This is a genomic window from Streptomyces incanus (assembly GCF_042656345.1).
Lineage (GTDB): Bacteria > Actinomycetota > Actinomycetes > Streptomycetales > Streptomycetaceae > Streptomyces > Streptomyces incanus.
The window spans coordinates 1-26,200 of sequence record NZ_JBHSPC010000136.1; the positions used below are offsets into that span (position 1 = coordinate 1).

A 26,200-nucleotide genomic window follows, 5' to 3' on the forward strand; every position below is an offset into this window, starting at 1 on the left:
GACCGCACCATCTGAACGATCACACAACGACACGATCCATTACTGGGAAAGGCTCAGTGTTCCCAGGCGCGCTGACAGGGGCCGCCCATGACGACAGCAGCCGGGGCACGTCGACGACGCGGTCGTACATGGTGCGCCGCTCCGACCGCCAGGGCACCTCCGCGGCCGGCGGGCCGACTCGTGGCTCTTATGCGAATGAACGTTCCACTTAAGGGCGGGGGCCTCCTTGGAAGCCCGGGAAGCCCGGGAAGCCCGAGGAATTCGGGAAGTTCCCGCTGCCTGAGCCTATGGATACATCGGTGTATCGGATACGTTCGCGTATCGAACGGAGGTGGCGGGATGGCCGCGGACGGCAGCACCGGGCGTGTGGCCGGGCGGGTGACCAGACGCCGCCTCCGCACGCGCGCCGACCTTCTCCGGGCTGCATTCGTCGTGTTCGCGGCCAAGGGCTTCGGGCACGTCTCGATCGAGGAGGTCTGCGAGGCCGCCGGATACAGCAGGGGCGCCTTCTACTCGAACTTCGCCACCCTGGACGAGTTGTTCTTCGCCCTGTACGCGGAGCGCGCCGAGCTCATCGCCGAGCAGGTCTCCGCGGCCCTTGCCGGGGGCGGCCCCGACCTCGACGTGCCCGCCACCGTGGACCGCGTCACCGAGGTGCTGCTGCTCGACCGGGACTGGCTGCTGGTGAAGACCGACTTCCTGGTGCGTGCCACCCGCGACCCCGACGTCTCCCGCACCCTGCTGGAACACCGCGCCAGGCTGCGCCGTGCCATCGCGGACCACTTGGGCCGGGCCCGCGGCCACACCGAACTGCCCGTCGTTCTCGGCACCGTCGAGGGCGCCGCGCACGCCGTGGTCGCCGCGTACGACGGAGTCACCACCCAACTGCTGCTGGACGGGGACGTCGAGCACGCCCGCGCCTGGCTGAAGCAACTACTGACCGCGCTGCTGACCGACGGCAGCGCCGAACCGGCCGCGCACCGACGCGGATGAGGAAGGGACTTCTCGCCATGGATGCCGACGTCATCGTCGTCGGAGCGGGTCTCGCGGGCCTGGTCGCGGCCCACGAACTGACCAGCCGGGGCCGCAGGGTCGCCCTCGTCGACCAGGAGAACGCCGCCAACCTCGGAGGACAGGCCTTCTGGTCCTTCGGCGGGCTGTTCCTCGTCGGCTCCCCGGAGCAGCGGCGCCTCGGCGTCAAGGACTCCTTCGATCTGGCCTGGAGCGACTGGCAGGGCAGCGCCGGGTTCGACCGACTCGAGGACGAGGACACCTGGGCGGTGCGCTGGGCGCGCGCCTACGTCGAGTGGGCGGCGGGGGAGAAGCGGTCCTGGCTGACCGGGCACGGCATCTCCTTCCTGCCCACCGTCGGCTGGGCCGAACGCGGTGACCTCCGCGCGGACGGGCACGGCAACAGCGTGCCCCGCTTCCACGTCGCCTGGGGCACCGGCACCGGCGTCGTCGAACCCTTCGTCGGCCATGCCCGGCAGGCCTCGCGCGACGGCCTGCTCACCTTCCACCACCGGCACCGGGTCGACGAACTGGTCGTCCGGGACGGCGCCGCGACCGGAGTGCGCGGCGCCGTCCTCGCCCCGGACGACGCCCCGCGCGGCGCCGCCTCCAGCCGTGAGGCGATCGGTGCCTTCGAACTCACCGCCCAGGCCGTGATCGTCACCAGCGGCGGCATCGGCGCCGACCACGACATCGTCCGCCGCCACTGGCCCGAGCGGCTCGGCCCCCCGCCCCGCGAGATGGTCACGGGGGTTCCCGCCCACGTGGACGGGCGGATGCTCGGCATCAGCGAGCGCGCGGGCGCACGCCTGGTCAACCGGGACCGGATGTGGCACTACACCGAGGGCGTACGGAACTGGGACCCGGTCTGGCACGGCCACGGCATCCGCATCCTGCCCGGACCGTCCTCGATGTGGTTCGACGCCCTCGGCCGCCGGCTGCCCGAGCCCTGCCTCCCCGGCTACGACACCCTGGGCACGCTCAAGCACCTGCGCACCACCGAGGACATCGCCGGCTACGACCACTCCTGGTTCATCCTCACTCAGAAGATCATCGAGAAGGAGTTCGCACTGTCGGGCTCCGAGCAGAACCCCGACATCACCGCCAAGGACCGGACCGGGTTCCTGCGCGAACGCGTCCTGGGCAAGGGCGCCCCCGGCCCGGTCGACGCCTTCCTGCGCGAGGGCGCGGACTTCGTGACCGCCCCGACCCTGGAGCGGCTCGTCGAGCGGATGAACACCCTCACCGACAAGCCGCTCCTCGACGCGGCCGCCGTCCGGCGCCAGATCGAGGCCCGCGACCGGCAGCTCGGCCACTCCTTCAGCAAGGACGCCCAGGTGCAGGGCATCCGCAACGCCCGCCGCTACATGGGCGACCGCCTCGGCCGCGTGGCCACCCCGCACCGCATCCTCGACCCCGCCGCCGGCCCGCTGATCGGCGTCAAGCTGCACATCCTCACCCGCAAGACCCTCGGCGGCATCCAGACCGACCTCGACTCCCGCGCGCTGGACGGCGAGGGCAGGCCGATCGAGGGGCTGTACGCGGCGGGCGAGGTCGCGGGCTTCGGCGGCGGAGGCGTCCACGGCTACAACGCCCTGGAGGGCACCTTCCTCGGCGGCTGCCTCTTCTCGGGCCGCGCGGCGGGCCGGGCGGCGGCGCAGCAGACGGCGTAGCCGATTCGGGGCGGGCCGCAGGGACATGGCTGCTGCCCGCCGCCCCGGCGCCTCGGACAGACCGGAGCGGACCGGAGCGGTCGGAGGACGCAGCCGTGTCAGTCGTCGAGGAGGCGGGCCAGCACCTCGGCGTGGCTGGTCTCCGGCTCCCTGGCCGCGGTCACCAGCGTCACCCTGCCCTGTGCGGCCAGATCCCGCACATGGTCGAGGAGTTCGGCCGCCTCGGGAACGGCGAGCTCCTTCTCGTAGCGCCCGCGGAACTCCTCGTACGGCCGCTCGCCCGTGTGGTACCAGCGGCGCAGGTCCGTCGACGGCGTCAACCCCTTGGGCCACTCGTCCACGCGGGCCAGGTCCTTCGCCAGGCCACGCGGCCACAGCCGGTCGACCAGGACACGGATCCCGTCGTCCGGCTCGGGCGGTTCGTAGGCACGGCGCACACGCACGCTCATGATCGGCCCCTTCCTGCGCTCTCCCGGCGAGCCTAACGCCGCCCGCCGGGCCGGGCACGGCGGGCGGAACGGCGGACAGGCAGGGCGGAACTCGGGCCTGTCTCAGGCGCGTCGCGCCTTCAGACGGCGCTTCAGCGTGCGCCGCTCCGTCTCGCTCGTGCCGCCCCACACCCCGAGGGACTGCCCCGTGTCCATCGCCCAGTCGAGGCACTGCTGCCGGACGGGGCAGCGTCGGCACACCCCCTTCGCCTGCTCCGTCTGAAGAAGGGCCGGGCCGGAGGTCCCGATCGGGAAGAAGAGGTCGGGATCCTCGTCCCGGCAGGCCGCACGGGTCCGCCAGTCGTCCATGGAAAATCACCTGATTCGGAGTGGATACGCATCCTTGGGATGCCGTACTCCGTTACGGGTCACCTGTCGACACGCGATGAAACAGCGGCCTCGGTGGTGCGCGTCACCGCGGACACCACCGACCGGCCGACGACGCTGCGGAGTTGAGGGCACGGCACGGTACCGACCCCTCAACTCCGCAGCGTCGTCGCCGCAGTTTCCGCTACCGCCTCGGCCACCGCCGCCAGGGCCGGGGAGTCCAGCTTCCACTGCTGCCAGTACAGGGGCGCGTCGGCCGCGCGGTCCGGGGCGAAGACGGTGAGTCGGCCGGCCCGCAGCAGGGGGTCGGCCTGCGTCTCGGGGACCATGCCCCAGCCCAGGCCCGCGGCGACCGCCTCGGCGAACCCCTCCGAGGTCGGAATGAGGTGTCGGCCCGTGCTCGCCCCGGTGCGGCCGCGGGTGAGCCGGCGGACGAAGGCATCCTGGAATTCGTCCCGCCGGTCGAAGGTCACCACGGGCGCCCGCGGCAGCGTTTCCTCCAGCGGCCCGGCGAGGTGCCGCGCGGCGAACTCCGGGCTGGCCGCGGGGAGATAGCGCATCCGCCCCAGCAGCCGTACGGAGCAGCCCGGCACCGCGTCCGGCGAGGAGGTCACCGCGGCCATCACCACTCCCTCCCGCAGCAGCGCGGCGGTGTGGGACTCGTCCTCGCGGCGCAGTTCGAAGCAGAGGCGCAGCTCGCCCGGGACGCGGGTGAGGGCCCCGAGGAACCAGGTCGCCAGCGAGTCCGCGTTCACCGCCACCGACACCCGGGTCGGCTCCCCGACCGAGCTCAACCCCAGCTCCGCGTACGCGTCCCGCTCCAGCCGGGCCACCTGGCGGGCCAGCCGCACCAGCACCTCGCCCGACTCGGTCGGCCGGACCGGGCGGGTCCGCAGCAGCAGCACCCGCCCGGTGCGCTGCTCCAGCGCCTTCACTCGCTGGCTGACCGCGGAGGGCGTCACATGCAGGGCCGCGGCCGCCGCGTCGAAGGTGCCCTCGTCCACCACGGCGAGCAGGGTCCGCACCTGGTCCAGTGGAAGGTCGTCCATCACATCGGCTAAGGGTACGTAAGAATCATTAGCTGTACTGCAGAGGGACGGGGCCTCTAGCGTCCTGTGCATGACCGCCGCCCTGACCACCGCCGCCGCCGGATTCGGCACCGGCCTCTCCCTGATCGTCGCCATCGGCGCCCAGAACGCCTTCGTCCTGCGCCAGGGCGTCCGCCGTGAGGCGGTGCTCGCCGTGGTGGGCATCTGCGCGGTGTCCGACGCGCTGCTCATCGCCCTGGGCGTCGGCGGGGTCGGCGCGCTGGTCGTGGCGTGGCCCGGCGCGCTGACGGCGGTCGGCTGGATCGGCGGAGTGTTCCTGCTCGGCTACGGCGTCCTGGCCGCGCGGCGGGCGGTCCGGCCGGCCGGAGCCGGGCTCGAGGCGGAGGGCGAGGCCATGACCTCGCGCCGCCGGGCCGTACTCACCTGCCTGGCGATGACCTGGCTCAACCCGCACGTCTACCTCGACACCGTGTTCCTGCTGGGCTCCGTGGCCGCCGACCACGGGCCGCTGCGCTGGACGTTCGGGCTCGGCGCGGTGCTGGCCAGCCTCTGCTGGTTCGCCGTCCTCGGCTTCGGCGCCCGGCTGCTGAGCCGCTTCCTCGCCCGGCCCACCGCCTGGCGGGTCCTGGACGGCCTGGTCGCGGCCACCATGATCGTCCTCGGCTGCACACTCATCGCCGGAAACTGAGGCGTCGGGGAGTGCCGCCGCGGGTGCTGCCATAGTGATCCCCGGCAACAAGATGTAGTCACCAACCGGGACGGTCGTGGACCCCAGCGAGAGCAGCACAGAACCCCGGGCCGAGAAGCCCGCGCCCGAGCGGGCCGCGCCCGAACCGGCCATGTCCGCGCCGGCCGGCCCGCCCGGCCCACCCGGCCCACCCGGCCCACCCGAGCCGACCGTGCCCGGACCGCCCGGACCGCCCGCCCCGCCCCGGCCGCGCGGCCTGCGCCGCTGGGCCATGGACACCCGGCCCCTGCACCGCCCGGCCTACCGCCGACTGTGGACGTCCACCATCGTCACCGCGGTCGGCAGCCAGCTCACTGCCGTCGCCGTGCCCAAGCAGATCTACGACATCACCGGCTCCTCCGCCTGGGTCGGCGCCGCGAGCCTGGCGGGCCTGCTGCCGCTGATCGTGTTCGCGCTGTGGGGCGGCGCGATCGCCGACGCCATGGACCGCCGCACCCTCCTGCTGATCACCAACACCGGAATCGCCGTCACCTCGGTGCTCTTCTGGGCGCAGGCCGCCGCCGGGCTGGAATCCGTCGCCGTGCTCATGGTCCTGCTCGCGGTGCAGCAGGCGTTCTGGGGACTGAACGCCCCGGCCCGCAGCGCCTCCATCGCCCGCCTGGTCCCCGAGGACGAACTGCCCGCCGCCAACGCCCTGGGCTCCACCGTCATGCAGACCGGCCAGGTCGCGGGGCCGCTGCTCGCGGGCGCGCTCATCCCGGTCGTCGGGCTGGCGGAGCTGTATCTGATCGACGCGCTGGCGCTGTGCGTCACCGTCTGGGCGGTGTACCGGCTGCCCGCCCTGCCACCGCTCGGGGCCATGGTGGCGAGGCGCGCGGGCATCCGGGAGATCGTGGGCGGGTTCCGCTACATCGCCGGGCACGCGGTACTGCTGCTGTCCTTCCTCGCCGACATCGTCGCCATGGTCCTCGGCATGCCCCGCGCCCTGTTCCCGCAGCTCGCCGCCGAGACGTACGCCCCCTACGGTGAAGAGTTCGCGCTGGGGCTGCTGTTCGCCGCGATCCCGATCGGCGCGGTGCTGGGCGGACTTTTCTCCGGCACGTTCTCCCGGGCCCGCCGGCACGGCTGGATGGTCATCGGGTCCGTGGTGGTCTGGGGCGTCGCCATCACGGGGTTCGGGCTCAGCGACAGTCTGTGGATCGCCGTGGCCTTCCTCGCCGTCGCCGGCATCGCGGACATGGTGTCGATGGTCTTCCGCGGGGCCATCCTGCTCTCCGCCGCGACCGACGAGATGCGCGGCCGGATGCAGGGCGTCTTCACGGTCGTCGTCGCGGGCGGCCCCCGGCTCGCCGACGTCCTGCACGGCACCGCCGGTTCCTCTCTCGGCCCCCGTACGGCCGTGGCGGGCGGCGGGCTCCTGGTCGTCGTGGCGATGTTCGTCCTGGCCGCCGCGATGCCGGCGCTGCGCCGTTACCGGGTGTGAGACGAGCGCGCCCGGCTCCGGCGGGAGCCACCGGACAGGCCTCAGAGGGCTCCGCGGGTGCGTGTCGTCTGCTGTTCCATCAGCCGGCCCCGCGTCGCCTCCAGCCGGTGCGCGAGGATCTCGGCGACGCAGCGCACCAGCGTCAGCCCGAGCGTCGGATCCTTCTCGCACAGCTGCAGGACGGCCGCCGCCTCGAACTCGTAGGCGCGGACCTGGCTGAAGGCTTCGGCGCCGAAGTCCCACTCGTGGGGCGGGAAGAGCCAGGACCAGCCCAGCAGGTCGCCCGCGCCGAGCGTGGCGACCGTGACCCGCTGGAACTCGTTCACCCGCTGATCGAGCGACACCGCCCCGGAGCGGACGACCCAGAAGCGGTCGGCGGTGGCCCCGGCCTCGAAGATCCGGGTGTCCTCGGGGAAGGACACCTCCCGTGCGAGCGCCATCAGGCGCTCCCGCTGCGGCGGGGGCAGGGCGGTCAGGAGTTTGATCGCTTTGGTCATGGGCGGGGCTCCTCGCCGGGCCATCGGATGGTCCTACGTCCATTGGAGCCGCTGCCGCCGTCCGGAGCACCTCGGCGATGGTGGACGCCGTGTTCCGGGGTGTTGAAAGCCCTGGCTGGACGGGGGAAACCAGCCAGGGCCGCAAAAGGTGGTCAGGGAGGACGGTCGTCGACTCCGTCACCACATATGCGTGAACGATAAACCATTTCTCGGGGCTCGTGTCGCCGGAATCGGGTCAGGTGACCTGTTTCACTCCGGGTGGCGGTCGCCGCATCCGTCGGGCCGACCGGCTGCCCCGGTGCGCCGTGGAGACGAGGGCCGCTCCGGAACGGGCCGAAAGGTTTGCCGGTGCCATGAGGGGTCAGCCGGAAGGGGGTGACCGTTCTCATCGAACAGGGAGCCGGACAATGTGCGAAGAGCACATGTTTTCAGCGGACACAGAACCGCCCGACACAGGCCCGCCCGACATGGAGTCGCCCGACACGGACCCGCCCGGCGCCGTCAGGGCCGCACCCCGGCGCCCTTACCGGCCGGCCCAGGTGCGTGAGGCCGTGCAGCAGGCGGTGTGCGAACGCTGCCGTGCCACACACACCCCGTGCGACGCCGCCGCCCTCGCGGACGCTCTGCTCGTCGCCTCCGAACTCACCACGAACGCGATCCTGCACGGCGGCGGCGTCACCGACGTCAGGGTCGACGTCGCCGGACCTGGCGTACGGGTGTCGGTGAGCGACCGCAGTACGGAACTGCCCGTCGCCCGGGCGGCGGCCGGCCCGCAGGGACGCCTCACGCCCGGCGGTCACGGCTGGCCCATCGTCTGCCTGCTGTCCCGCGACATCCGCGTCCGGGGCCTGCCCGCGGGCGGCAAGTGCATCAGCGCGCTGGTCCCCCTGCCCTGAACCGCCGCCGGGCACTTTCCACTGATTTGTGAAGTGAAGTGGAGTTTGCGCCATTGGGCACCGGGCAGTCGGAGGGTTGTGCTTCGGACCGACGGCGCACCAGCGGGAGAGACACGGCTGCTGTGGTACCCACTCCGGACGTCCTCACAGCGGCCGCCCCACGGTAGATCGCCCATGACAACAACTGTTCGGGAGCGAAACCGCATGCTCACAGACACGTCCACCGACCGCCCCGACACCCCCGCCCCCGCGACCGCAGGAGGTCGCAGGCGACACGAAGACGCCCCCGACACCGCCGCCCTGTTCAGCCGGCTGGCCTCCCTGGAGGACGGCCCCGAGCGGGACGCCGTGCGCGACGAACTCGTCACCGCGTGGCTGCCCATGGCCCACCGCATCGCCGGCCGTTTCCGCGACCGCGGCGAATCCGTCGAGGACCTGCGCCAGGTGGCCGCGCTCGGTCTGGTGAAGGCGGTGGACCGCTTCGACCCGGACCGCGGAGCCTTCGAGAGCTATGCCGTCCCGACCATCACCGGAGAGGTCAAGCGGCACTTCCGGGACCGGATGTGGGCCCTGCGGGTGCCCCGCCGCGTGCAGGAACTGCGGAACAAGGTGCGGCTCGCCCGGCGGGACCTCACCCAGACGCCCGGCAGCCCCGAGCCCACCCCGGAGGACATCGCCCGGCACACGGGACTGACCGAGGAGGAGGTCGCGGCCGGACTGGAGGCGCTGGAGAGCTTCAGCACCCTGTCGCTGGACGCGGAGATGTCGCCCGACGACGACGGCTACAGCCTGGCCGACACCCTGGGCGCCTCGGACGCGTCCTACGACGTCGTGGTCGACCGTGAATCCGCCAAGGAGGGCCTGCGCCGTCTGCCGGAACGCGAGCGCACCATCCTGTACATGCGCTTCTTCGAGGACATGACACAGAGCCGCATAGCCGACCAGCTCGGGATCTCCCAGATGCACGTCTCCCGGCTGATCAGCCGAAGCTGTGCCCGGGTACGCGCCGACGCCATGGGCGGCCGCATGAGGGGAGCACGGAGCTGATGAGTGAATCCGAGATTCCGCCGGACGACGGACGGCCCGTCGATGTCTACCTCGACCTCCTGAGCATCCGGATGGACACCGAGGACTACCGCCTGCTGCTCCGCGTGGTGGAGCCGGTGCTCCGGGCGATCGAGGAGCACCGGCTGTCCGGTCCCGACCTCGCCCTGGACGGCGGTGACGAGGAACTGCCCCAGGAGGTCCGCGACGAGGCCGCCCTCGTCATCGCCACGGCCGTCACCGGCCGCATGGACAACGAGGTGGTCGAGCTGGAGGTCGACGAGAGCGGACCGGTCAGGGTGGTCACCGACGCGACGACCGCCGCCGATCCCTCCCGCCTCGACGAGATCGCCGACTACATCAGGCAACGCCACCGGCAGAACGACGAACTGCGCGGCATCGCCGAGGCCAGCGGCCTTCCCACCGACTTCTGAACCCGGCACTCACCGGCTCCTGAACCCGCCGCCCGCTATCCACGACGTACGCGCGTGTCGCTTCCGTCCTTCGAGCGCGCGGCCTTCACCGCTCGGCCGTCGCTCGCCAGCGGGACGCCCAGCGGGCGGGCGAGGCCCACCACCGCTTCGTCCAGCCGCTCCAGATGCCGCAGCACCCGGCCGGTGATCCGGCCGTAGCGCGACGCGCCGTCGCCGCCGGAACCGCCCAGCAGTGAGGCGAAGCTCGGCCCCGTCTCGATCCCGGCCGTGGCGTCCTCGCCCGCGGCCCGGGCAGCGATCGTCGCGATGTTGCGCACGGTGCGCGCCGCCGCCCCGCGCAGCCGGGGATCCGCCGCGATCGACGGGTGCGTCGGCAACAGCTCGGCCGTCGCCGCCAGCGAGCGCGCGTGGTAGGCACAGGTCTCCAGGAGCGCGACGACGTACCGCGCGGTGTCGCGCCGGCCCCGCAGCGGAGTGACCGGATGGGTGAGCGGCTGGGTCGCGGCGCGCAACTCGCCCAGCGCCTTGTCCAGCTCCCGCGCCCGGTCCAGCAGGTCGGCGGCGGGCCCGCCGCTGAGCTGGTCGACGGCGGCCTCGGTGACCTCGGTGAGCCGTTCCAGCACCGTGCCCAGCAGCTCGTTCGTCCGCCGGTCCGTACGCACCGGCAGCACCAGGAACGCGGCGAACACTCCGCAGGCGGCGCCCAGCGCGGTCTCGGCCACGCGCAGGACCAGCACCTCCCAGCTGTAGGTGTGCAGCAGCGTGTACAGCAGCCCCACCATCGCCGTCACGAAGAACGACATCAGCGTGTACGAAAGCGGTGCCGTGTACGCCACCGCGAAGATCAGCACCAGCATCAGGGCGAACGCGGTCCAGGTGTGCCCGCCCACCAGCCCCGCCAGCGCGATGCCGGCGATGACGCCGAGCACCGTCCCCAGCAGCCGCCGGTAGCCCTTGACCAGGATCTCGCCCGTCGACTCGGTGTTGATGAAGACGAGCCAGCAGGTCAGGACCGCCCAGTACCAGCCCTGCGAGGACAGCAGCTCACCGCCGGCGATGGCCAGCGACGAACCCACGGCGACCTGGACGGCGGCCCGGGTGGTGGGCCGTTGCAGCCCCTTGGACTCCTCGGCCGGCTCGTCCTCCTTGCCGGCGTCGATCGCGGCGTCCTCGGCGTCCAGCTCCTCCCGTGAGCGGGCCGCCGTGGGGGTGTCGTCCGACTCGTCCTGCGGTCCGTCCAGGGCGATCCGCAGGCCCATCACCGCACGGGACGCCTCGCCGATGGCCCGGAACACGTCCTGGACGGCCGGGGAGCAGGCCGGCAGGCTCTCCTCGTCCCGGTAGGCGAGCAGCCGGTTGCGTACATGCGCGATCGACGTCCCCTGCACCCCGGGCCCGGCGTGCAGGACCTGGGTGCGCAGGGCGAGCAGATCGCGGCGCAGCGCTGCGGTGGCCTCGTCGGGCGCGGACATACGGCCGGCCTCCGGGGCGGGCGCGCCCGGCAGATGCAGGGTCAGCGTGTCCGCGCGTTCGGCGCTGCGGGCGGTGAGCAGCAGCAGACCGAGCCGCTCGGCGGCAACCTCGGCGTCCGCGATCCGGCGCTGCACCAGTCGTGCCGACGACGCGTCGGGGGTGCCCCGCTCCAGCCGGGTCTGGATCATCAGAGCCGTCTCGTGCAGCCGGGCGGTGCCCGCGCGGACGTCCGCCAGAGCCTCGTCCACCTCGTCGCCGTCGGCGTCGAGCAGCGCCAGCTGCGCCGTCACGAGCTGCGCCAGCCGGGCACGGAAGGCCTCCCGCAGCCGCGCGAGGAGCCCGGCCGGGGTCACGGGGACGACGGCGAACCGCATGACGGCACTGCACCCGAACGCGACGGCCAGGGCGGTCCAGATCCCCGGCAGTCCGTCGGTGGACGCGCCGGTGAACAGGGACATGAAGCAGACTTGGAAGCCGATCAGCCCGAGCCCCGTCCCCCGGTCGCCGAACCGGCGGGCATACACCGCGCAGAAGATGAGGACGACAAAGAAGACGTCCCCGACGGCGACCCGCTCGTTCAGCACCGCGGCCAGGGACGCGGACACGAACGCCACCGGCAGACCGAGGGCGAGCGTGACAGCCTGGGCTCCGCGCTGTTTCTCCCGGATGGCGAACGTGGCGACCATCGCAGTCAACGCTCCCGCCACCAGCTGGGTGACACCGGCCCCCGTCACGGCGAGCACGGCCAGCGTCAGCGCGAGCGATCCCACCATCCGCAGCCCGGCCGTCATCCGCAGCATCCCCGGATCGGACGCCGCCAGGCGGTCCCGCAGCCGCGTCCGTACCGAGACCCCCGCCGCCTTCACGCCGCCGCACACTCCCCATAGCTCGCATTGATCAGGACGCAAGCATGGCATGCGCCGTCACGGCACCCGCCGGGCCTCCCACCCGACGGAACAACCGACCGGGCCGGCCCGCGGAAGGGCGGAGCCGCCGCGACGGCCGGCTCACCGCACGGGCAGGCCCGTCTCCTCGACGTGCGCCCGCACCTGCTCCGGAGTCAGATAGGCGTCCGTGTACTCGAAGTCCTTCAGCTTGGCGGGCCGGCGGGCCTGGAAACCGGTCCGTACGAAATCGTCGCCGGCGATCGAGTTCAGCAGCCAGCTGGTCATGACCCTCGTCTTGGCGACATTGGTGCGCAGCGCCGACCAGTGGTACCCGCGGGCCACCACCTGAGCGGGCAGGCCCTGCAGCTCCACACCGAGCGGCTTGGAGACGGCGTCGGTGCCGCCGAGGTCCACGACCAGCCCGAGGTCCTTGTGGTGGTACGGCTGAAGCGGCCGGCCGGTCAGCGTCGCGATGATGTTGCCGGCGACCTGCTTGCCCTGCCGGATGGCGTGCTGCGCGGTCGGCGGGCACACCGCGCCCTCCACACCCTTGGCGGCGTCGGGCACGGCCGCGGCGTCCCCGAGGGCGAACACCCCGTCCTCGCCCGGCAGGGACATGTCCGCGGTGACCGCGAGCCGCCCGCGCACGGTTTCCGCGCCGAGCGTGGCGATCAGCGGGCTGGCGACCACGCCGGCCGTCCAGATGAGGGTGCGGGTGGGAACCACCCGGCCGTCGGTGAAGGTGACCTCCGTCGGCCCCGCCTTCGCGATGGAGACGCCGAGCGAGATCTCGATGCCGCGCCGGGTGAGGATCTCCTGCGCGCTGCGCCCGAGCTTCTCGCCCAGTTCGGGCATGAGCTTCGGCGCGATGTCGATCAGATGCCACTTGATCAGGCCCGGGTCCAGTCGTGGGTAGCGCTCGACGGCGGCATGGGTCAGCCGCTGCAGACAGGCGGCGGTCTCGGTACCCGCGTAGCCGCCGCCGACCACGACGAACTGCAGGCGCGAGGTCCGTTCGGCAGGATCCTCGCTCGCGTCGGCGAGATCGAGCTGGGTGATGACGTGGTCGCGGATGTAGGCGGCCTCGGCCAGTGTCTTCATGCCGAACGCGTGGTCCGTGAGCCCGGGGATGTCGAAGGTACGGGTGATACTGCCGGGGCTCAGCACGATGTAGTCGTACGACTCGTTGACGATCCGGCCGGTGATGCTGCGAATGACGCAGACCTTGGCCTTCAGATCCACGCCGATGGCACCGCCCGGGATGATCCGGGTGCGGTACTTCGCGCTGCGGCGCAGCGACAGGGCGACCGACTGCGGGGTCAGCACACCGGAGGCGACCTGGGGAAGCAGCGGCATATAGAGCTGGTAGGAGAGCGGCGTCACCAGGGTGATCTCGGCATCGCCCGGGGAGAGCCTCCGCTCCAGTCGGCGGACGCACTCCACTCCGGCGAAGCCTGCGCCCACCACCAGGATCCTGGGTCGTGTCACGGTGCTCATCCCTTTCTGCGGCTCCACACGGTCTGTCTCGAACGTCGACGCCCCTTCACCTGCCCTTGGATCGCTGCCTTGCACCTCCCTGATCGCAGCGCAGCGCGGCAGCGCTCCACGCCGGGGCCGGACGCCGATCCGGCACGCGCACACGTTCAGCACCACGATGCCCGCACCGGCGCCGGAGCGCACCGGGAGAATCGTGGTGCGGGTCGGTCCGTGTGTTCCGGCCCCCCCTGCGGTGGGTGCCCGGCCGTCCGGCGGGTACACCTGACCGGCGACCTGTGGGAGGCGACCGGCGATCAGCCCTGCAGGTGGCAGAGCAGCAGACAGACGTCGTCGTCGCGCTCGGAGTCGCTGAGAAGAGGGTTCAGGATCCGGTCCGCCGCGTCCTCCAGGTCCGTGTCGAGCTCCACGGGGCCGAACGAGCCGAGCGCGGCCGAGAGCCGTTCGATGCCCGGATCGATGCCCTCGGCACGTCGTTCGACCAGTCCGTCCGTGTAGAGCGTCAGCGTCGAGCCGGGTGCCACCTGCTCGGTGTGATCGGCGATCTCCTGTTCCAGCGGGATGCCGAGCATCGCGCCCGGCTTGGCGTCCAGGGTGCGCACCCGCCCGTCGGGCAGCCGCAGCACCGGCGGTGGATGCCCCGCGGCGGCCCACGTCAGCGTGGACTCGTCCGGGTGGAACCGGGCGATGACCGCTGTGGCGTACAGATTCGGCTGGAGCTGGTGCAGGAACTTGTGCAGCCGGGTCAGCAGCCCGCCGGGGCTGCCGTCGTCGACGGCGTAGGCGCGCAGCGCGGTGCGCAACTGGCTCATCATGACCGCCGCGTGCAGCCCGTGCCCGGTCACGTCGCCGATGACCGTGATCAGACTCCCGTCCGGCCGGTGGAAGGCGTCGTACCAGTCGCCGCCGATGTTCATGCCGTGGGTGGCCGGAAGATACCGTGCGGCCAGACTCAGCCCCGGCGTCGTGGGCAGTTCGGTGAGCAGGGCGCGCTGCAACGTCTCGGCGATGTCCCGGTTGTGCTCGAAGCGGCGGGCGTTGTCGATGGCGATACCGGCCCTGCGGGTGAGCTCGAGCAGCATCACCGCGTCGTCCGGATCCCAGCGCTCACCGGGCGGCGAGAGCGTGAGCACGCCCAGCGGCGCCCGGTGCGTCAACAGCGGGACGCACAGCAGGGGCCGGTCGGGGTGGAGTACGGAGGGCGGCTGGTCGTCCACGCCGCGCAGCCCGCCGGGATGGCCGGCGGCGTACTGCGGCCGTCCGGTGCGGGCCGCGCGCACCGTCGCGGCCGGACGGGGCAGAGGGCGGTGCGGATCGTCCTCCTCGTCGAACAGCCATACGTTGACGTGGGACGCGTACCGCGGCACCAGCAGTTCGGGCAGTCGGCGCATGATCTCGCCGTGGTTCAGCGAGGTGTTCAGCACGGCGCTGGCGTCCGCCAGGAAGGTCAGCCTGCGGCGGGCGTTCTCCGCCTCGTTGCGGGCCCGGCGCTCGGCGGCGAAAGCCTCCTGCTGGGCGCGGCCCGCCGCGTCGAGCTCGGCGTGCAGGGCCAGGACGCCCTGGTTGGTCTGGTGCAGCTCCTCCCGGTGGAAGGCGACCAGCGCCTCCTGCTCGGCGAGCAGGTCGAGCACCTGGGCGGTGTCCTCGTCGGTGCTCATCAGAGCCTGGGACAGGACTGCCGGATCGTCCCCGGGCACCATGTCGCTGTCGCTGTCGCTGTCGCTGTCGCTGTCGCTGTCGCTGTCGCCGCCCGGCCGGTCCGCCACGGGCAACGGGACCGTCGTCTCCCACCGTGTTCCCTCTCCGGCAGCGGACGCGTCCGGTGGGGGCGCCAGTACGGCGTGCAGCTCACCCTCTCCACGGTCCGTGCCACGCACTCCGAGGGTGAGCCGCCAGGTGCCGCCCTCGGCGAGGCATTGCCGCAGCCGGGCGCCGAGCGCCGCGGCCCACCGGGCCCGCTCGACGGCCGGGACCCCGTGACGGGCGGCGAGCCGCGCGGCAGCCGCACGCGCGGCAGCCGCATCGGTCACGCCATCGATCTGCCATGTGTTCGTCATGGATGGTCCGGTGGTGAGGAGGTCATGACGGCCACCGCGGTGTCGTCCCGCACGGGGCGGGCGGCGCTTCCCGCGTCACGGATCGCCACGGCGGCCGTCACGGCCGGGTCGGCCGCCGCCGTACCCGGGTCCGACGGAGGGGTCCAGCGGCTGGGGAGCCCGTCGGTGTGAAGGAACAGTATGCTGTCGGCGGACCACGCGAACTCGTCCTCGCGCACGGTGCCGGGCCGGTGGACCCCGACGATGCCGGGCCTGGAGAGCAGGGCCCGCCACCGGTCGCCCTCCCTCATCCGGGCCCCGATGTTGCCGATCCCGGCGAACCACAGCCGCCCGGACCGGGCGTCCAGCTGGGCCACCGCGACGGCCGCGCCCCGGGTGGCGCCCAGCTCCACATGCAGCAGGCGCAGCATCTCGGCAGGACCGAGATGAGGCCGGCCGCACACCGCTTCCACCGCGGCGGTCGAGGCGCGGGCCGCCTCGGGGCCGTGGCCCAGCCCGTCGGCCAGCATCAGGGTGTGCCGGTCACCGGACCTGACCCAGGTCCAGGCGTCCCCCGAGTGATCGGCCCCTGCATAGGGGACATTGACCCCGCCGGCACGGATCACCGGCACCCGCGGGCCGCCGTCCCGACTGTCCCCGCCGGGCGCCGGGGAAGTGCCGTGCCCCACGCGGGCCACCGCCACCGTGCCCCGGCCGAGGACGCTGTGCAGGCCGAAGTCGTCCGAGAGCCGCCGGCAGGTGCCGAGGCCCGCGCCCAGCGAGCGGGTCGTGCTGAACCCGTCCCGCAGCGCCCCGGCCACATCGGCGATCCCGGGCCCGTGGTCGATCGCCGCGATCTGCACGACCCGCGCCTGCCCGCCCTCGCGCAGCACCGGAGGCTCCACCACGTCGACGAGCACCTCACCGTCCCGCGCGTGCTTGAGGAGATTGGTGGCGAGCTCCGTGGCCACCAGGGACACGGCCGCGGTGCCCCGCTCGTCGAGACCGGCCAGGGCCGCCGCGTCCTCGGCGGCGACGCGGACGTCCCGTACGCGGGTGGAGTCCCGCACCGGCACGTCCCAGACGCGGGGCATCAGACCGCCTCCCGCGCTCGGGGCGGCCGGTTCACCCACGAGGTCACCCGCACCGTGGTTCCCGACCCTGTCGCACTCTCGACCTCGAACTCGTGCACAAGGCGCCGGGCACCGCCCAGGCCCATCCCCAGCCCGTCGCCGGAGGTGAAGCCGTCACTGAGCGCGCGGTCGAGGTCGGGAATGCCCGGCCCGGTGTCACTGAACGTCAGCCGCAGCCCCTGGCCGAACCCGGCGGTCACCGTGGCGGCGTCCATCTGTCCGCCCCCGCCGTGCACCAGGGTGTTGCGTGCCAGCTCGCTGGCCGCGGTGACCAGCTTCGTCTGGTCCACCAGGCCGAAGCCGAGCAGGGCGGCTGCCTGCCGCACATGCTGGCGCACCCACACCAGGTCCATGTCCGAACGGATGGGCAGGCAGGCCTCGATCTCCGAGGCGGTGGGCATCACGCACGCTCCCGGCGCATACCGTCCGCGCGCGTCAGCACGACGGGCTGCTCGAGCAGGGCCATCGCCGCCTGGGCGTCGAGCGCGGTACGCAGCCCCGGCAGCGTCAGTCCCAGCTCCACCAGCGTGATGGCGACCGCGGGTCGCATCCCGGCCACCACGGTCCGCGCGGCGAGCAGCGACGCCTGCGCCGCGATCTCGGCGAGCACCCGCCCGAGAAAGGAGTCGACGATCTCCACGCCGGAGATGTCGATCACCACCCCCGTGACCCCGGCGCTCACAATGGTCTCCGACAGGTCCTGCTGGAGCCGCTGAGCCGTACTGTCGTGCAGGTCGCCCTGGAGGGTCACCAACAGAATGTCGCCAAGCCTCAGCACCGGTACTTGTCCCGCTTCGGGGCGGGAGTGAGCCTCGCTCACCGGCGGACCGCACTGCCGGCCGCGGGACTCGAGACGGCGACTCCCAGCTCGTGCAGGCAGTAGCCCAGTGCGTCGGCGAGGCTCGCCCGGGTGAGTACGGAGCCGAGGTCGAGGCCCAGGTGGACCATGGTCTGCGCGATCGCCGGGCGGATACCGGAGACGACGCACTCCGCGCCCATCAGCCGGGCCGCCGCGACCGTCTTCATCAGGTGCTGCGCCACCAACGAGTCGACCGTCGGCACCCCGGTGATGTCGAGGATCGCGAACCGCGCGTGCTGGTCGACCACCGCGTTCAGCAGCGTCTCCATCACGACCTGGCTGCGGGCGCTGTCGAGTGTCCCGATCAGCGGGACCGCGACGATCCCGTCCCACAGCCTGATGACCGGCGTCGCCACCTCCAGCAGCTGCAGACGCTGCCGGTCGATGAGCGCCTGTCCCTCGCTCAGCGCCGTCTGCATGGCCACCACGCGCAGGGTGCCCATGAGTGTGCTCAGCGTGCTCGTGCAGGCCCGCAGCTCCTCGGTCGACAGCTCCTCCAGTTCGGCGGCGAGGAGCTTGTCGACCGGCGGACACAGGGCGGCCAGCTCGTTCGACACCTGTGTGGTGGACAGCCCCGCCCGGGAGCGGGACGCGCTCATCCGCGCCAACTGCTCCCGCACACCGGTGAATCCGGCGGCGTCCGAGTCCTCGACCCGCTGCGCATCGGCGACTTGGACCAGGGCGTCGACAATCGCCTTGCCGGCCTCGACCGCTTCGTCGCGCGAGAGGGTGAACACCGTACGGAACAGGGGTTCGTCCGCCCACCGCTGCGCGATCTGCTCACGCCTGCGCCGCAGGAAGTCCCTGACCTCGAGCGTCGGCGTTCCCAGCGGTCCGCCCGCTTCGTGCTCAGGCACCTGTGTCTCCTCCTCGTCGTTTCCGCACCGATACCGCGCCGGGTCACGAAAGGGTGTCGGGACCTGGCCGGACGACCACTCTAACGACGCTCCGGACCCGTGCGGCATCCCGTGCCGGAGTAGGGATCCCGCAGACGGCGGCTCCCGCGCGCCGGGCACCGCCGCTCGCGCGGGAGCCGCGGAGGTCCGACGCGATGGTGCGCCGGACCTCCGCGGACACTCGGCTCAGGACTTCGGTCGTCCCGGTTCCGGCCGCGGTGATGCGCCGGGCGTGCCGTCCACCCGCTCCAGTGCCTCCTCGGCGTTCTGGGACACCGGGACCGTGATGCTCACGCCGGTCAGGTCCAGGATGCGGCGCACCGCGGGCGCGGGGGAAATGATGTGCACGCTGCCCGGCAGTTCCCGGGCTTCCTGGTAGACGCGCAGGACGATGTTCATTCCGGACGAGTCCATGAAGGGGACCGCCGCCAGGTCCAGCAGGAAGTGCCGGCGCCCGTGATGGAGCTGGTTGGCCAGGTGATGCTGGAACTCGGTCGCGGTGTCGGCGTCCAGGTCGCCCTGCACCGTGAACAGGGCGACATCCTCCCGGATCACGGTCACCTCCACGGACAGCGGGTTCAGGGCCATGGACACACATACCTCCCACATCGAGCCGACGGCCGGGTCCGGCCGCACGGGCAGCCGCCTACCCCGGGAGCGCCACGTCATGCCGGTCCGTGCGAGCAGGTCCGGTGGACGAGGCTTTCGGAACAGGCCTGGACCTGTGCAGGTTTTGTGCCTTCGCCAGCCGAATGCGCCCGCTCCAGGCGGGTAGTTGGCTGCTGTGGAGACGGATGGGACCGGAGAGCGGGTCCCGCCCGCTCCGGGATCACCACCAGCAGGGGAGGCAAGGAGCAGCGTGCCCACGGACAGCATCTGGTCATACGCGCCGGAGCTGGGTCCCGCCCAGGGGCAGGATCCGGACCTCACGGGATACACCGTCGTCGCGAGCGACGGCAGCACCATCGGCCATGTGGACCGGCAGGCCGACCATCACGCCATGCGGCACCTGGTCGTCGACACGGGCGTCTGGGTGTTCGGCCGGAGTCTCCTCGTACCTGTCGGCGTCGTTGCCGCCGTCGACACCGGCGAGCGGAAGATCACCGTGTCCTGTACCAGGTCCGAGGTGAAGGCCGCGCCCCGATTCAGGACCGACAGCGAGACCATGGACCCGGGCTACCTCACGACGGTCGGCGACTACTACTGGGCGCTGACACGGCCCGGGCCCCCGCCCGGGCACGCTCCCGGCACCCCGGCCGGATGACCGTCGCCCGGTGATCCCCGTACCGGGCGCCGACCGGCACCGTACGGAGCCCGGCGCGGGCATCACCGGGGCAGACGGCTGTCACCAGGGCAGGAACACATGGATGTCCTTGCCGTCGGCGGTGCCGACCACGCTGACCTGATCGCACAGTGTGTGGATCAGATGCCAGCCGATCCCGCCCCCGCCGCGGCTCGGCCTGAAGGGCCGGGGCGCGGGCTCGGTGGTGCTCGTGTCGTGCATCACCACGTGCACCCCGTCGAACGTCCTGCGCAGCCGCATCCGGAACGGTCCCGGCGCGTACTGGACCGCGTTGGCGGCGAGTTCCGTGACCACCAGGAGGATGTCGTCCCAGTGCTCCGGGGCCGTCGGCGGGGAGACGCGGGCCAGGTCGAGGAGAAACTCCTCCGCCACCAGGCGTGCGTCGGTGACATCGTGCAGCTCCCCGGGGAAGCCGACGACGCGTTCCGTGATCTCCTCTGCGGCCAGTGACCTGTCCCTGTGCGGCTCGGATGCCATGTCGCCTTCCCTGCCCCGGCTACCACGGGCCAGTCGTTCATGTACCGTGCGTTCCTTCGTTCTCCTGGTCTGTGGGTTCCCGGGTCGCCGGACCCTACGCGCCCGTATCCGAGTGAGCCGGGGGTGACGGGCACGTCACCCCCGGCGGTCAGCGGAAGACGTTGTCCGAGTCGTCCCAGACCGACGGCTCCTCCGGCACAAGATCCCGCTCCGGACGCGAACGGGAGTGGTACATCGCGTCGATCTCCAGGGCGTAGCGCTGCACGATCTCGTCCCGGCGCAGTTTCATCGACGGCGTCAGCAGCCCGTTGGTCACGTCGAACGGCTCCGGCAGCACCCGGAACACCCGGATCGACTCCGAACGCGACACGCTGCTGTTCGCCGCGGCGACCGCCCTCGCGATCTCCTCACGCAACGCGTTCTCCTCCCGGGCCTCGCGCGTGGGCGCGTCGCCCGGCAGCGAAAGCGCCCCGCGCCAGTGCGTGAGAAACTCCGGGTCCAGCGTGATCAGAGCCCCCACACAGGGCCGGTCGTCGCCCACCACGACGGCCTGGTGGACGAGTGGGTGCATCCGCAGGCGCTGTTCCAGGGCCGCAGGCGCGACACTTTTGCCGCTGCTGGTGATGATGATGTCCTTCTTGCGGCCGGTGATCGTCAGATAGCCCTCCGGGTCCAACCGGCCGATGTCCCCCGTGGCCAGCCAGCCACCGGCCAGTGCGGTCAGGGTGGCGGCCTCGTCGCCCGCATAGCCCTGGAACACCGACGGCCCGCGCACCAGGATCTCCCCGTCGTCGGCGACCCGGATCTCGTTGCCCGGCAGCGCCCGTCCGACGGTGCCGGACTTCTCCCGGCCGAGCGGCTGCATCGTCACTCCGCCGCCGGTCTCGGTGAGCCCGTAGCCGTCGTGGACGTAGATGCCGATGCCCTCGTAGAAGAGGGACAGATCGCGGCTGAGTGTCGAGCCGCCCGAGGTGGCCCTGCGCACCCGGCCGCCCAGCGCGGCCCGCAGCCTGCGGTACACCGTCCGCTCGTACAGGGCGTGCTGCAGCCGCAGGTCGAAGCCGGGCCCCGGGCCCCGGCCCAGCCGCTGCCGCTCCACGGCGGCGGCGAAGTCACGGGCCGTGTCGGCGGCCCGCTCGAACAGGGCCCCGCGGCCCGCCTGCTGCGAGGCGCGCAGAAAGTTCTTGTAGATCTTCTCCAGCAGCGAGGGGACCGCGTACAGATAGGTGGGCCTCAGGGTGCGCAGGGCCGAGGACAGGGCCTCCGAGCCGAGATCGGGCTCGTGCCCCATCAGCAGGCCGCCCCGTACACACAGCCCCTGGATCATCAGCCCGTACACATGGGAGAACGGCAGGAAGGCGAGGACCACGCCCTGCTCGCCCGGCTCCGCCACCGTCCGGGACCAGCCCTCCAACAGGGTGTCGCAGGGGGCGGCCAGGTTGCGGTGGCTCAGCGCGCAGCCCATCGCCTGTCCCGAGGTGCCGGACGTGTAGGCGATCACGGCCGTGGAGTCCGGCAGCACGATCCGGCGCAGCGAGTCGACCGTGGCCGGCGGTATGTACTCGCCGCGCGCCACCAGCTGGTCCAGCGCACCCGAGTCCAGCTGCCAGACATGCCGCAGGCGCGGCAGCGCGGCGCACACGGACCCGACGGTCATCACACCCTGCTCGTCCTCGACCACCACGGCCACGCATCCGGAGTCCCTGAGAATCCACTCCACCTGCTCCCGCGACGAGGTCGGATAGATGGGGACGACCTCGGCGCCCACGGTCCACAGCGCGTAGCACAGGACCGTCCACTCGTAACGGGTCCGCGCCATGATCGCCACACGGTTGCCCGGGGACAGCCCGGAGGCGACCAGCCCCTTGGCCAGGTCGACGACCTGGTCGCGGAACTCCAGCGCGGTGACCTCCTCCCAGGACGCGGAGGCCGGGTCGGCGCGGCGGGCGAGCATCGGCAGATTCGGACTCTCGGCCGCCGTCTCGAAGAGGCTGTCCGCGAGGCCGCCCGTCAGGGGTGAGGCGGCCTGGGGAGCGAGAGCGAGGTCGCGCATGCACTGCTCCTGACATGTACGGGCTGTGACTCGGCCGACGAGCGGAGTCATCGGCGGTGCCTGAATGTAGCCGAGCCCGAGCGTTCCGGGGCCGGATCGCCGGAACTGTGGCCACACTGATGATCATGTCGCCTTGGTGGCCCGAGCCTGCCCGTACATTCCGCTCCGTATTCCCCGCCCGCGCCCTCCACCCCGGCATTCCGCCGGTACGCGCCGTACCCGCGCCGGTCGCCGTCCGGACGCGGGTGCAGGGGGCGTGCGCGGGAGGACCGCCGGGCTCACAGGTCGTGCGGCACCAGCCACACCGTCGCGAGGGGCGGGAGGGTGATGCCGACGCTGCCGTCCTCGGGCTTGACCGGGTCGGGGTTGGTGACGACGCCGCCGCCGCCGTAGCGGGCCGCGTCCGTGTTGAGGACCTCCCGCCAGGCGACCACGTCGTCGGGTACCCCGAGCCGGTGGTCGTGCCGGACGACGGGGGAGAAGTTCGACACCGAGAGCAGCGGCCGGCCCCCGGCGTCGTACCGCAGGAACGCGAGCACGTTGTCCTCGGCCGCGTCCACCGACACCCAGCGGAACCCGGCCGGATCGGTGTCCCGCTGCCACAGGGCGTCCGTCGCCCGGTAGCGGGCGTTGAGGTCGCGCACCAGGTCCTGTACGCCGCGGTGGTCGCCCGCGGAGTGGTACGCGTCGTCCAGCAGCCACCACTCCGGGCCGTGCTCCTGGGACCACTCGGCGCCCTGCGCGAACTCCTGCCCCATGAAAAGCAGTTGCTTGCCGGGATGGGCCCACATGAAGCCGAGATAGGCCCGGGTGTTCGCCCGCCGCTGCCACCAGTCTCCGGGCATCTTCGACACGAGGGCCTGCTTGCCGTGCACGACCTCGTCGTGGGAGATCGGCAGCACGTAGTTCTCGCTGTAGGCGTACACCATCGAGAACGTCATCTCGTGGTGGTGGTACGCGCGGTGGACCGGCTCGTGGCTCATGTACTGCAGCGAGTCGTGCATCCAGCCCATGTTCCACTTCAGGCCGAACCCCAGGCCGCCGGTGTCGGTGGGCCGGGTCACCCCGTCCCACGCGGTCGACTCCTCCGCGATCGTCACCACTCCCGGGCACCTCCGGTACACGGTCGCGTTCATCTCCTGCAGGAACGCCACCGCCGCCAGGTCCTCCCGGCCGCCGTGCACATTGGGCTCCCACTGGCCGGAGTCCCGCGAGTAGTCCAGGTAGAGCATCGAGGCGACGGCGTCCACGCGCAGCCCGTCGATGTGGAACTCCTGGCACCAGTACACGGCGTTGGCGACCAGGAAGTTGCGTACCTCGGTCCGGGCGAAGTCGAACGTGTACGTCCCCCAGTCCGGGTGCTCCGCCCGCCGGGCGTCCCCCGGCTCGTACAGCGGGTCCCCGTCGAACCGGGCCAGCGCCCAGTCGTCCTTCGGGAAGTGGGCCGGCACCCAGTCCATCAGCACCCCGATCCCGGCCCGGTGCAGGGCGTCGACCAGGTACTTGAAGTCGTCCGGGGTGCCGAGGCGGGCCGTGGGCGCGTAGAAACCGGTGACCTGGTAGCCCCAGGACGGGCCGTAGGGATGCTCGGCGACCGGCATCAGCTCGACATGGGTGAAGCCGAGGTCCTTGACGTAGGCCGGCAGCACCTCGGCAAGCTCGCGATACGTCAGGCCCGGTCGCCAGGAAGGCAGATGGACCTCGTACACCGAGAACGGCGCCTCGTGCACGGGCACTCGAGCGCGGCGCTTCATCCACGCGGCGTCGTCCCACGTGTAGTGCGAGGCCGTCACGATCGACGCGGTGTTCGGCGGTTCCTCCGCGCGACGCGCCATCGGGTCGGCCTTGAGGGTCCGTCCGCCGTACCGGGAGTGCACCTCGAACTTGTAGCGGGCGCCCTCGCCGATCCCCGGCAGGAACAACTCCCATACGCCGGACGAGCCGAGCGAGCGCATCGGGAACGCCGTGCCGTCCCAGCAGGAGAAGTCGCCCGCGACCCGGACACCCTGAGCGTTCGGAGCCCACACGGTGAAGCGGGTGCCGGTCACTCCCTGGTGGGTCATGGGATGCGCGCCGAGCGCCGTCCACAGCTCCTCGTGGCGCCCCTCGCCGATCAGATGCAGATCCAGTTCGCCGAGCGAGGGCAGCATCCGGTACGGATCGTGCACCTCGGCGGCGTCCTCGTCGCCGTACGCCACCACCAGCGTGTACGCGGGGACCGCGTCCAGCGGCAGCACCCCGGAGAAGAGGCCGTCGCCCTCCGAGACGAGCGGGGCGCGCTCGCCGCCGGTGACCACACTCACCGTGCGCGCGAACGGCCGCAGCGCCCGGAAGGCGATGCCGCCCGGCACCGGGTGGGCGCCGAGCAGCGCGTGCGGATCGTGGTGGGCGCCCGCCAGCAGGCGCCCCCGGTCGACGGGGTCGAGGGCAGGTGCGGTCCCGTCCGTCTTCGGGGCGGACGGGACGGACCCGGCCGACTCGGGAAGCGGGGTGTCGTGCAGGGCCACGGTTCAGTCTCCTCTCACGGCGAGGCGCTCGATCGCCGCCATGGGTACGGGCAGCCAGTCGGGTCGGTGCCGGGCCTCGTACAGCACCTCGTACACGGCCCGGTCCGTCTCATAGGCACGGAGCAGGCCGTGCTTCTTGCGCGGGTCCCAGCCGGCGCGGGCCGCGTAGCCCGCGCAGTAGGCCTCGCGACAGCGGCGCGCCCACTCCGGGCGCCAGGGGCGGCGCTGGCGGGCGGCGTAGTCGAACGAGCGCAGCATCCCGGCGATGTCCCGGAGGGGGGAGTGGGCGCTGCGCCGTTCGGAGAGAGGCCGGGACGGCTCGCCCTCGAAGTCGATGACGAACCAGTCGCGTCCGGCCCGCAGCACCTGCCCGAGGTGCAGGTCGCCGTGGATGCGCTGGGCGGGCGGCCCTGGATCGCAGGTCGCGAGCGCGGCGAACGCCGTCTTCAGCCCGGACACGAACGGCTGGAGCACGGGTAGGGAGTGCGCGGCGGCCGTCAGACGCTCGGTCATCCCCTCCGCCGTCAGTCGGTTCTCCCCGGGGCCGCCGACGGGGAAGGCCGCGCCGAGCGCCAGATGCACGTCCGCGGTGGCCCGGCCGAGGGCGTGCGACTGCGCGGTGAAGTCGTCACCGGCGGCCAGCGCCTCCAGGGCCAGCGTCCAGCCGTCGGAGGCATTGCGCAGGAACGGCTGGAGGACGCCGAGCGTCGCCTTGAACGGATGCGTGGTGCGCAGCCAGGCCACCGGGGCGGGCACCCGGTGGCAGCCCTGCCGTGCCAGCGCGCCCGGCACCTCCAGATCCGGGTTGACCCCGGGCTGGATCCGCCGGAAGACCTTCAGGATGAACTCGTCGCCGTACACCAGCGAGGAGTTGGACTGCTCGGCGTCCAGCAGCCGCGGCACCAGCCCGGTCGGCACCCGCCGGCCCGCGTCGCCCTCGAACCGCAGCGGGCCCACCACGCCGGGGTGCCGCAGCCGTTCCAGCAGCAGCTGCGCCGACCGCGGGTCGTGGAGCGCGTCGTAGACCGTGCGCCCGGCCAGCGGCCCGTCCTGCACCCTGCCGATGACCGCCCGGCCCAGTCGCGCCGACGGGTGCTCCCGTACGCCGAGGAGGAGCTGGTAGCAGTCCCCGGCCCAGGGAGTGTGCCCGGGAGAGGGCACGCCGCCGTGGCCGGCGTGGACCAGCAGATGCAGACAGCCGGGGAACAGCTCCGTCATCGACAGCACATGGAGGTCGGTGACGGGCCGGTCCTTGCCGGCGAACCAGCGCTGCTCCGGCAGCCACTCGCGCAGCAGTCCGGCGAACGACTCCATGGGTTCGGCGGCCGCGCTTCGCGGGCGCAGGAATGCGGTCTTCGTCATGGTGACGCCTCCTCTCGTCGGCGCACGGTCACAGTCGCCCGCCGACGCGGGTACGGGCCGCGGCCCGGGTGAGCCGGAACCAGTAGAAGCCGTGCCCCGCCAGGGTCAGCAGGTAGGGGAGTTCGCCCAC

Annotated in this window: 24 protein-coding genes and 1 pseudogene; 8 read left to right on the forward strand and 17 right to left on the reverse strand. The window is 72.3% G+C overall.

The genetic code is table 11. The features are described 5' to 3' along the window. The first annotated feature begins 339 nt into the window (after positions 1-339). Positions 340-993, forward strand: coding sequence for a TetR/AcrR family transcriptional regulator (locus ACFP2V_RS34195; protein ID WP_381219182.1), 654 nt, complete (start codon positions 340-342; stop codon positions 991-993). Positions 994-1,010: 17 nt separating this feature from the next. Then, positions 1,011-2,684, forward strand: coding sequence for an FAD-binding dehydrogenase (locus ACFP2V_RS34200; protein ID WP_381219184.1), 1,674 nt, complete (start codon positions 1,011-1,013; stop codon positions 2,682-2,684). Between the two features lie 98 nt (positions 2,685-2,782). Here the strand turns inward: ACFP2V_RS34200 and ACFP2V_RS34205 are convergent, their stop codons facing one another. From ACFP2V_RS34205 to ACFP2V_RS34215, 3 genes are all read right to left on the reverse strand, one after another. Beyond that, complete coding sequence (locus ACFP2V_RS34205; RefSeq protein ID WP_381219186.1) at positions 2,783-3,133, reverse strand: DUF488 domain-containing protein; 351 nt, start codon at positions 3,131-3,133, stop codon at positions 2,783-2,785. Between the two features lie 102 nt (positions 3,134-3,235). After that, entirely contained in the window at positions 3,236-3,481 is a 246-nt protein-coding gene (locus ACFP2V_RS34210; RefSeq protein WP_381219188.1) for a WhiB family transcriptional regulator, read from the reverse strand. A 170-nt stretch (positions 3,482-3,651) separates the two neighbouring features. Next, a complete protein-coding gene (locus tag ACFP2V_RS34215; protein ID WP_381219190.1) occupies positions 3,652-4,548 on the reverse strand; it encodes a LysR family transcriptional regulator ArgP in 897 nt (298 codons plus the stop codon). 70 nt (positions 4,549-4,618) lie between these two features. Here ACFP2V_RS34215 and ACFP2V_RS34220 point away from each other — a divergent pair, with 70 nt between their 5' ends. Both ACFP2V_RS34220 and ACFP2V_RS34225 read left to right on the forward strand, forming a co-directional pair. Then, positions 4,619-5,236 (forward strand): LysE/ArgO family amino acid transporter, encoded by a 618-nt coding sequence (locus ACFP2V_RS34220; RefSeq protein WP_381219192.1) that lies wholly within the window; start codon positions 4,619-4,621, stop codon positions 5,234-5,236. Between the two features lie 76 nt (positions 5,237-5,312). Next, on the forward strand, positions 5,313-6,719 hold the full coding sequence (locus tag ACFP2V_RS34225) for an MFS transporter (RefSeq protein WP_381219194.1): 1,407 nt from the start codon (positions 5,313-5,315) through the stop codon (positions 6,717-6,719). Between the two features lie 41 nt (positions 6,720-6,760). Here ACFP2V_RS34225 and ACFP2V_RS34230 read toward each other — a convergent pair whose 3' ends face one another. Beyond that, positions 6,761-7,216, reverse strand: a complete 456-nt coding sequence (locus tag ACFP2V_RS34230) for a cyclic nucleotide-binding domain-containing protein (protein ID WP_381219196.1) — start codon at positions 7,214-7,216, stop codon at positions 6,761-6,763. 467 nt (positions 7,217-7,683) lie between these two features. Between ACFP2V_RS34230 and ACFP2V_RS34235 the strand changes: the two genes are divergently transcribed. The 3 genes from ACFP2V_RS34235 (at position 7,684) to ACFP2V_RS34245 (ending at position 9,590) form a co-directional block, all read left to right on the forward strand. Continuing rightward, positions 7,684-8,112, forward strand: coding sequence for an ATP-binding protein (locus tag ACFP2V_RS34235; protein ID WP_381219198.1), 429 nt, complete (start codon positions 7,684-7,686; stop codon positions 8,110-8,112). A 204-nt stretch (positions 8,113-8,316) separates the two neighbouring features. Further along, on the forward strand, positions 8,317-9,159 hold the full coding sequence (locus ACFP2V_RS34240; protein ID WP_381219200.1) for a SigB/SigF/SigG family RNA polymerase sigma factor: 843 nt from the start codon (positions 8,317-8,319) through the stop codon (positions 9,157-9,159). Next, complete coding sequence (locus ACFP2V_RS34245; protein ID WP_381219202.1) at positions 9,159-9,590, forward strand: hypothetical protein; 432 nt, start codon at positions 9,159-9,161, stop codon at positions 9,588-9,590. Before ACFP2V_RS34240 ends, ACFP2V_RS34245 begins: the two co-directional genes overlap by 1 nt. A gap of 35 nt (positions 9,591-9,625) precedes the next feature. Here the strand turns inward: ACFP2V_RS34245 and ACFP2V_RS34250 are convergent, their stop codons facing one another. The 8 genes from ACFP2V_RS34250 to ACFP2V_RS34285 all read right to left on the reverse strand — a co-directional run bounded on the left by ACFP2V_RS34250 (position 9,626) and on the right by ACFP2V_RS34285 (position 18,962). Next, positions 9,626-11,929 (reverse strand): FUSC family protein, encoded by a 2,304-nt coding sequence (locus ACFP2V_RS34250; protein ID WP_381219204.1) that lies wholly within the window; start codon positions 11,927-11,929, stop codon positions 9,626-9,628. A 141-nt stretch (positions 11,930-12,070) separates the two neighbouring features. Next, positions 12,071-13,447, reverse strand: coding sequence for an NAD(P)/FAD-dependent oxidoreductase (locus ACFP2V_RS34255; protein WP_381219206.1), 1,377 nt, complete (start codon positions 13,445-13,447; stop codon positions 12,071-12,073). Positions 13,448-13,740: 293 nt separating this feature from the next. After that, the gene (locus tag ACFP2V_RS34260; RefSeq protein ID WP_381219208.1) at positions 13,741-15,501 is read right to left on the reverse strand and encodes a PP2C family protein-serine/threonine phosphatase; all 1,761 of its coding nucleotides are present in this window, start codon (positions 15,499-15,501) and stop codon (positions 13,741-13,743) included. Beyond that, positions 15,498-16,574 (reverse strand): SpoIIE family protein phosphatase, encoded by a 1,077-nt coding sequence (locus ACFP2V_RS34265; RefSeq protein ID WP_381219210.1) that lies wholly within the window; start codon positions 16,572-16,574, stop codon positions 15,498-15,500. Before ACFP2V_RS34265 ends, ACFP2V_RS34260 begins: the two co-directional genes overlap by 4 nt. Then, positions 16,574-17,014, reverse strand: a complete 441-nt coding sequence (locus ACFP2V_RS34270) for an anti-sigma regulatory factor (RefSeq protein ID WP_381219212.1) — start codon at positions 17,012-17,014, stop codon at positions 16,574-16,576. Before ACFP2V_RS34270 ends, ACFP2V_RS34265 begins: the two co-directional genes overlap by 1 nt. Continuing rightward, complete coding sequence (locus ACFP2V_RS34275; RefSeq protein WP_381219214.1) at positions 17,014-17,433, reverse strand: STAS domain-containing protein; 420 nt, start codon at positions 17,431-17,433, stop codon at positions 17,014-17,016. The genes ACFP2V_RS34270 and ACFP2V_RS34275 overlap by 1 nt, the downstream gene beginning before the upstream one ends. Further along, positions 17,430-18,329 carry an STAS domain-containing protein gene (locus tag ACFP2V_RS34280; RefSeq protein WP_381219216.1) on the reverse strand — a complete coding sequence of 300 codons (900 nt, stop codon included), beginning with the start codon at positions 18,327-18,329 and terminating at the stop codon, positions 17,430-17,432. Before ACFP2V_RS34280 ends, ACFP2V_RS34275 begins: the two co-directional genes overlap by 4 nt. Before the next feature lie 225 nt (positions 18,330-18,554). Continuing rightward, positions 18,555-18,962, reverse strand: coding sequence for an STAS domain-containing protein (locus tag ACFP2V_RS34285; RefSeq protein WP_381219218.1), 408 nt, complete (start codon positions 18,960-18,962; stop codon positions 18,555-18,557). 265 nt (positions 18,963-19,227) lie between these two features. On the opposite strand from ACFP2V_RS34285, the gene ACFP2V_RS34290 reads away from it, so the two are divergent. Next, positions 19,228-19,632: a PRC-barrel domain-containing protein gene (locus ACFP2V_RS34290; protein WP_381219220.1), complete on the forward strand. Its 405-nt coding sequence runs from the start codon at positions 19,228-19,230 to the stop codon at positions 19,630-19,632. Positions 19,633-19,713: 81 nt separating this feature from the next. Here the strand turns inward: ACFP2V_RS34290 and ACFP2V_RS34295 are convergent, their stop codons facing one another. The 5 genes and pseudogenes from ACFP2V_RS34295 to ACFP2V_RS38785 all read right to left on the reverse strand — a co-directional run. Next, complete coding sequence (locus ACFP2V_RS34295) at positions 19,714-20,148, reverse strand: ATP-binding protein (RefSeq protein ID WP_381219222.1); 435 nt, start codon at positions 20,146-20,148, stop codon at positions 19,714-19,716. Between the two features lie 148 nt (positions 20,149-20,296). After that, a complete protein-coding gene (locus ACFP2V_RS34300; RefSeq protein WP_381219224.1) occupies positions 20,297-22,201 on the reverse strand; it encodes an AMP-dependent synthetase/ligase in 1,905 nt (634 codons plus the stop codon). Between the two features lie 278 nt (positions 22,202-22,479). Continuing rightward, a complete protein-coding gene (gene glgB / locus ACFP2V_RS34305; RefSeq protein WP_381219226.1) occupies positions 22,480-24,708 on the reverse strand; it encodes a 1,4-alpha-glucan branching enzyme in 2,229 nt (742 codons plus the stop codon). Between the two features lie 3 nt (positions 24,709-24,711). Then, the gene (locus ACFP2V_RS34310) at positions 24,712-26,070 is read right to left on the reverse strand and encodes a maltokinase N-terminal cap-like domain-containing protein (RefSeq protein WP_381219229.1); all 1,359 of its coding nucleotides are present in this window, start codon (positions 26,068-26,070) and stop codon (positions 24,712-24,714) included. Positions 26,071-26,098: 28 nt separating this feature from the next. Further along, a pseudogene (locus ACFP2V_RS38785) lies at positions 26,099-26,200 on the reverse strand (alpha-glucosidase C-terminal domain-containing protein); the annotation flags it as partial.

Coding starts and splice junctions, on each gene's coding strand:
- ACFP2V_RS34270 (WP_381219212.1), bottom strand. CDS start 17,014: ATGCCCACCGCCTCGGAGATCGAGGCCTGCCTGCCCATCCGTTCGGAC.
- ACFP2V_RS34310 (WP_381219229.1), bottom strand. CDS start 26,070: ATGACGAAGACCGCATTCCTGCGCCCGCGAAGCGCGGCCGCCGAACCC.
- ACFP2V_RS34260 (WP_381219208.1), bottom strand. CDS start 15,501: ATGACGAACACATGGCAGATCGATGGCGTGACCGATGCGGCTGCCGCG.
- ACFP2V_RS34295 (WP_381219222.1), bottom strand. CDS start 20,148: ATGGCATCCGAGCCGCACAGGGACAGGTCACTGGCCGCAGAGGAGATC.
- ACFP2V_RS34210 (WP_381219188.1), bottom strand. CDS start 3,481: ATGGACGACTGGCGGACCCGTGCGGCCTGCCGGGACGAGGATCCCGAC.
- ACFP2V_RS34205 (WP_381219186.1), bottom strand. CDS start 3,133: ATGAGCGTGCGTGTGCGCCGTGCCTACGAACCGCCCGAGCCGGACGAC.
- ACFP2V_RS34265 (WP_381219210.1), bottom strand. CDS start 16,574: ATGCCCCGCGTCTGGGACGTGCCGGTGCGGGACTCCACCCGCGTACGG.
- ACFP2V_RS34235 (WP_381219198.1), top strand. CDS start 7,684: ATGGAGTCGCCCGACACGGACCCGCCCGGCGCCGTCAGGGCCGCACCC.
- ACFP2V_RS34245 (WP_381219202.1), top strand. CDS start 9,159: ATGAGTGAATCCGAGATTCCGCCGGACGACGGACGGCCCGTCGATGTC.
- ACFP2V_RS34255 (WP_381219206.1), bottom strand. CDS start 13,447: ATGAGCACCGTGACACGACCCAGGATCCTGGTGGTGGGCGCAGGCTTC.
- ACFP2V_RS34220 (WP_381219192.1), top strand. CDS start 4,619: ATGACCGCCGCCCTGACCACCGCCGCCGCCGGATTCGGCACCGGCCTC.
- ACFP2V_RS34230 (WP_381219196.1), bottom strand. CDS start 7,216: ATGACCAAAGCGATCAAACTCCTGACCGCCCTGCCCCCGCCGCAGCGG.
- ACFP2V_RS34215 (WP_381219190.1), bottom strand. CDS start 4,548: ATGGACGACCTTCCACTGGACCAGGTGCGGACCCTGCTCGCCGTGGTG.
- ACFP2V_RS34300 (WP_381219224.1), bottom strand. CDS start 22,201: ATGCGCGACCTCGCTCTCGCTCCCCAGGCCGCCTCACCCCTGACGGGC.
- ACFP2V_RS34195 (WP_381219182.1), top strand. CDS start 340: ATGGCCGCGGACGGCAGCACCGGGCGTGTGGCCGGGCGGGTGACCAGA.
- ACFP2V_RS34240 (WP_381219200.1), top strand. CDS start 8,317: ATGCTCACAGACACGTCCACCGACCGCCCCGACACCCCCGCCCCCGCG.
- ACFP2V_RS34200 (WP_381219184.1), top strand. CDS start 1,011: ATGGATGCCGACGTCATCGTCGTCGGAGCGGGTCTCGCGGGCCTGGTC.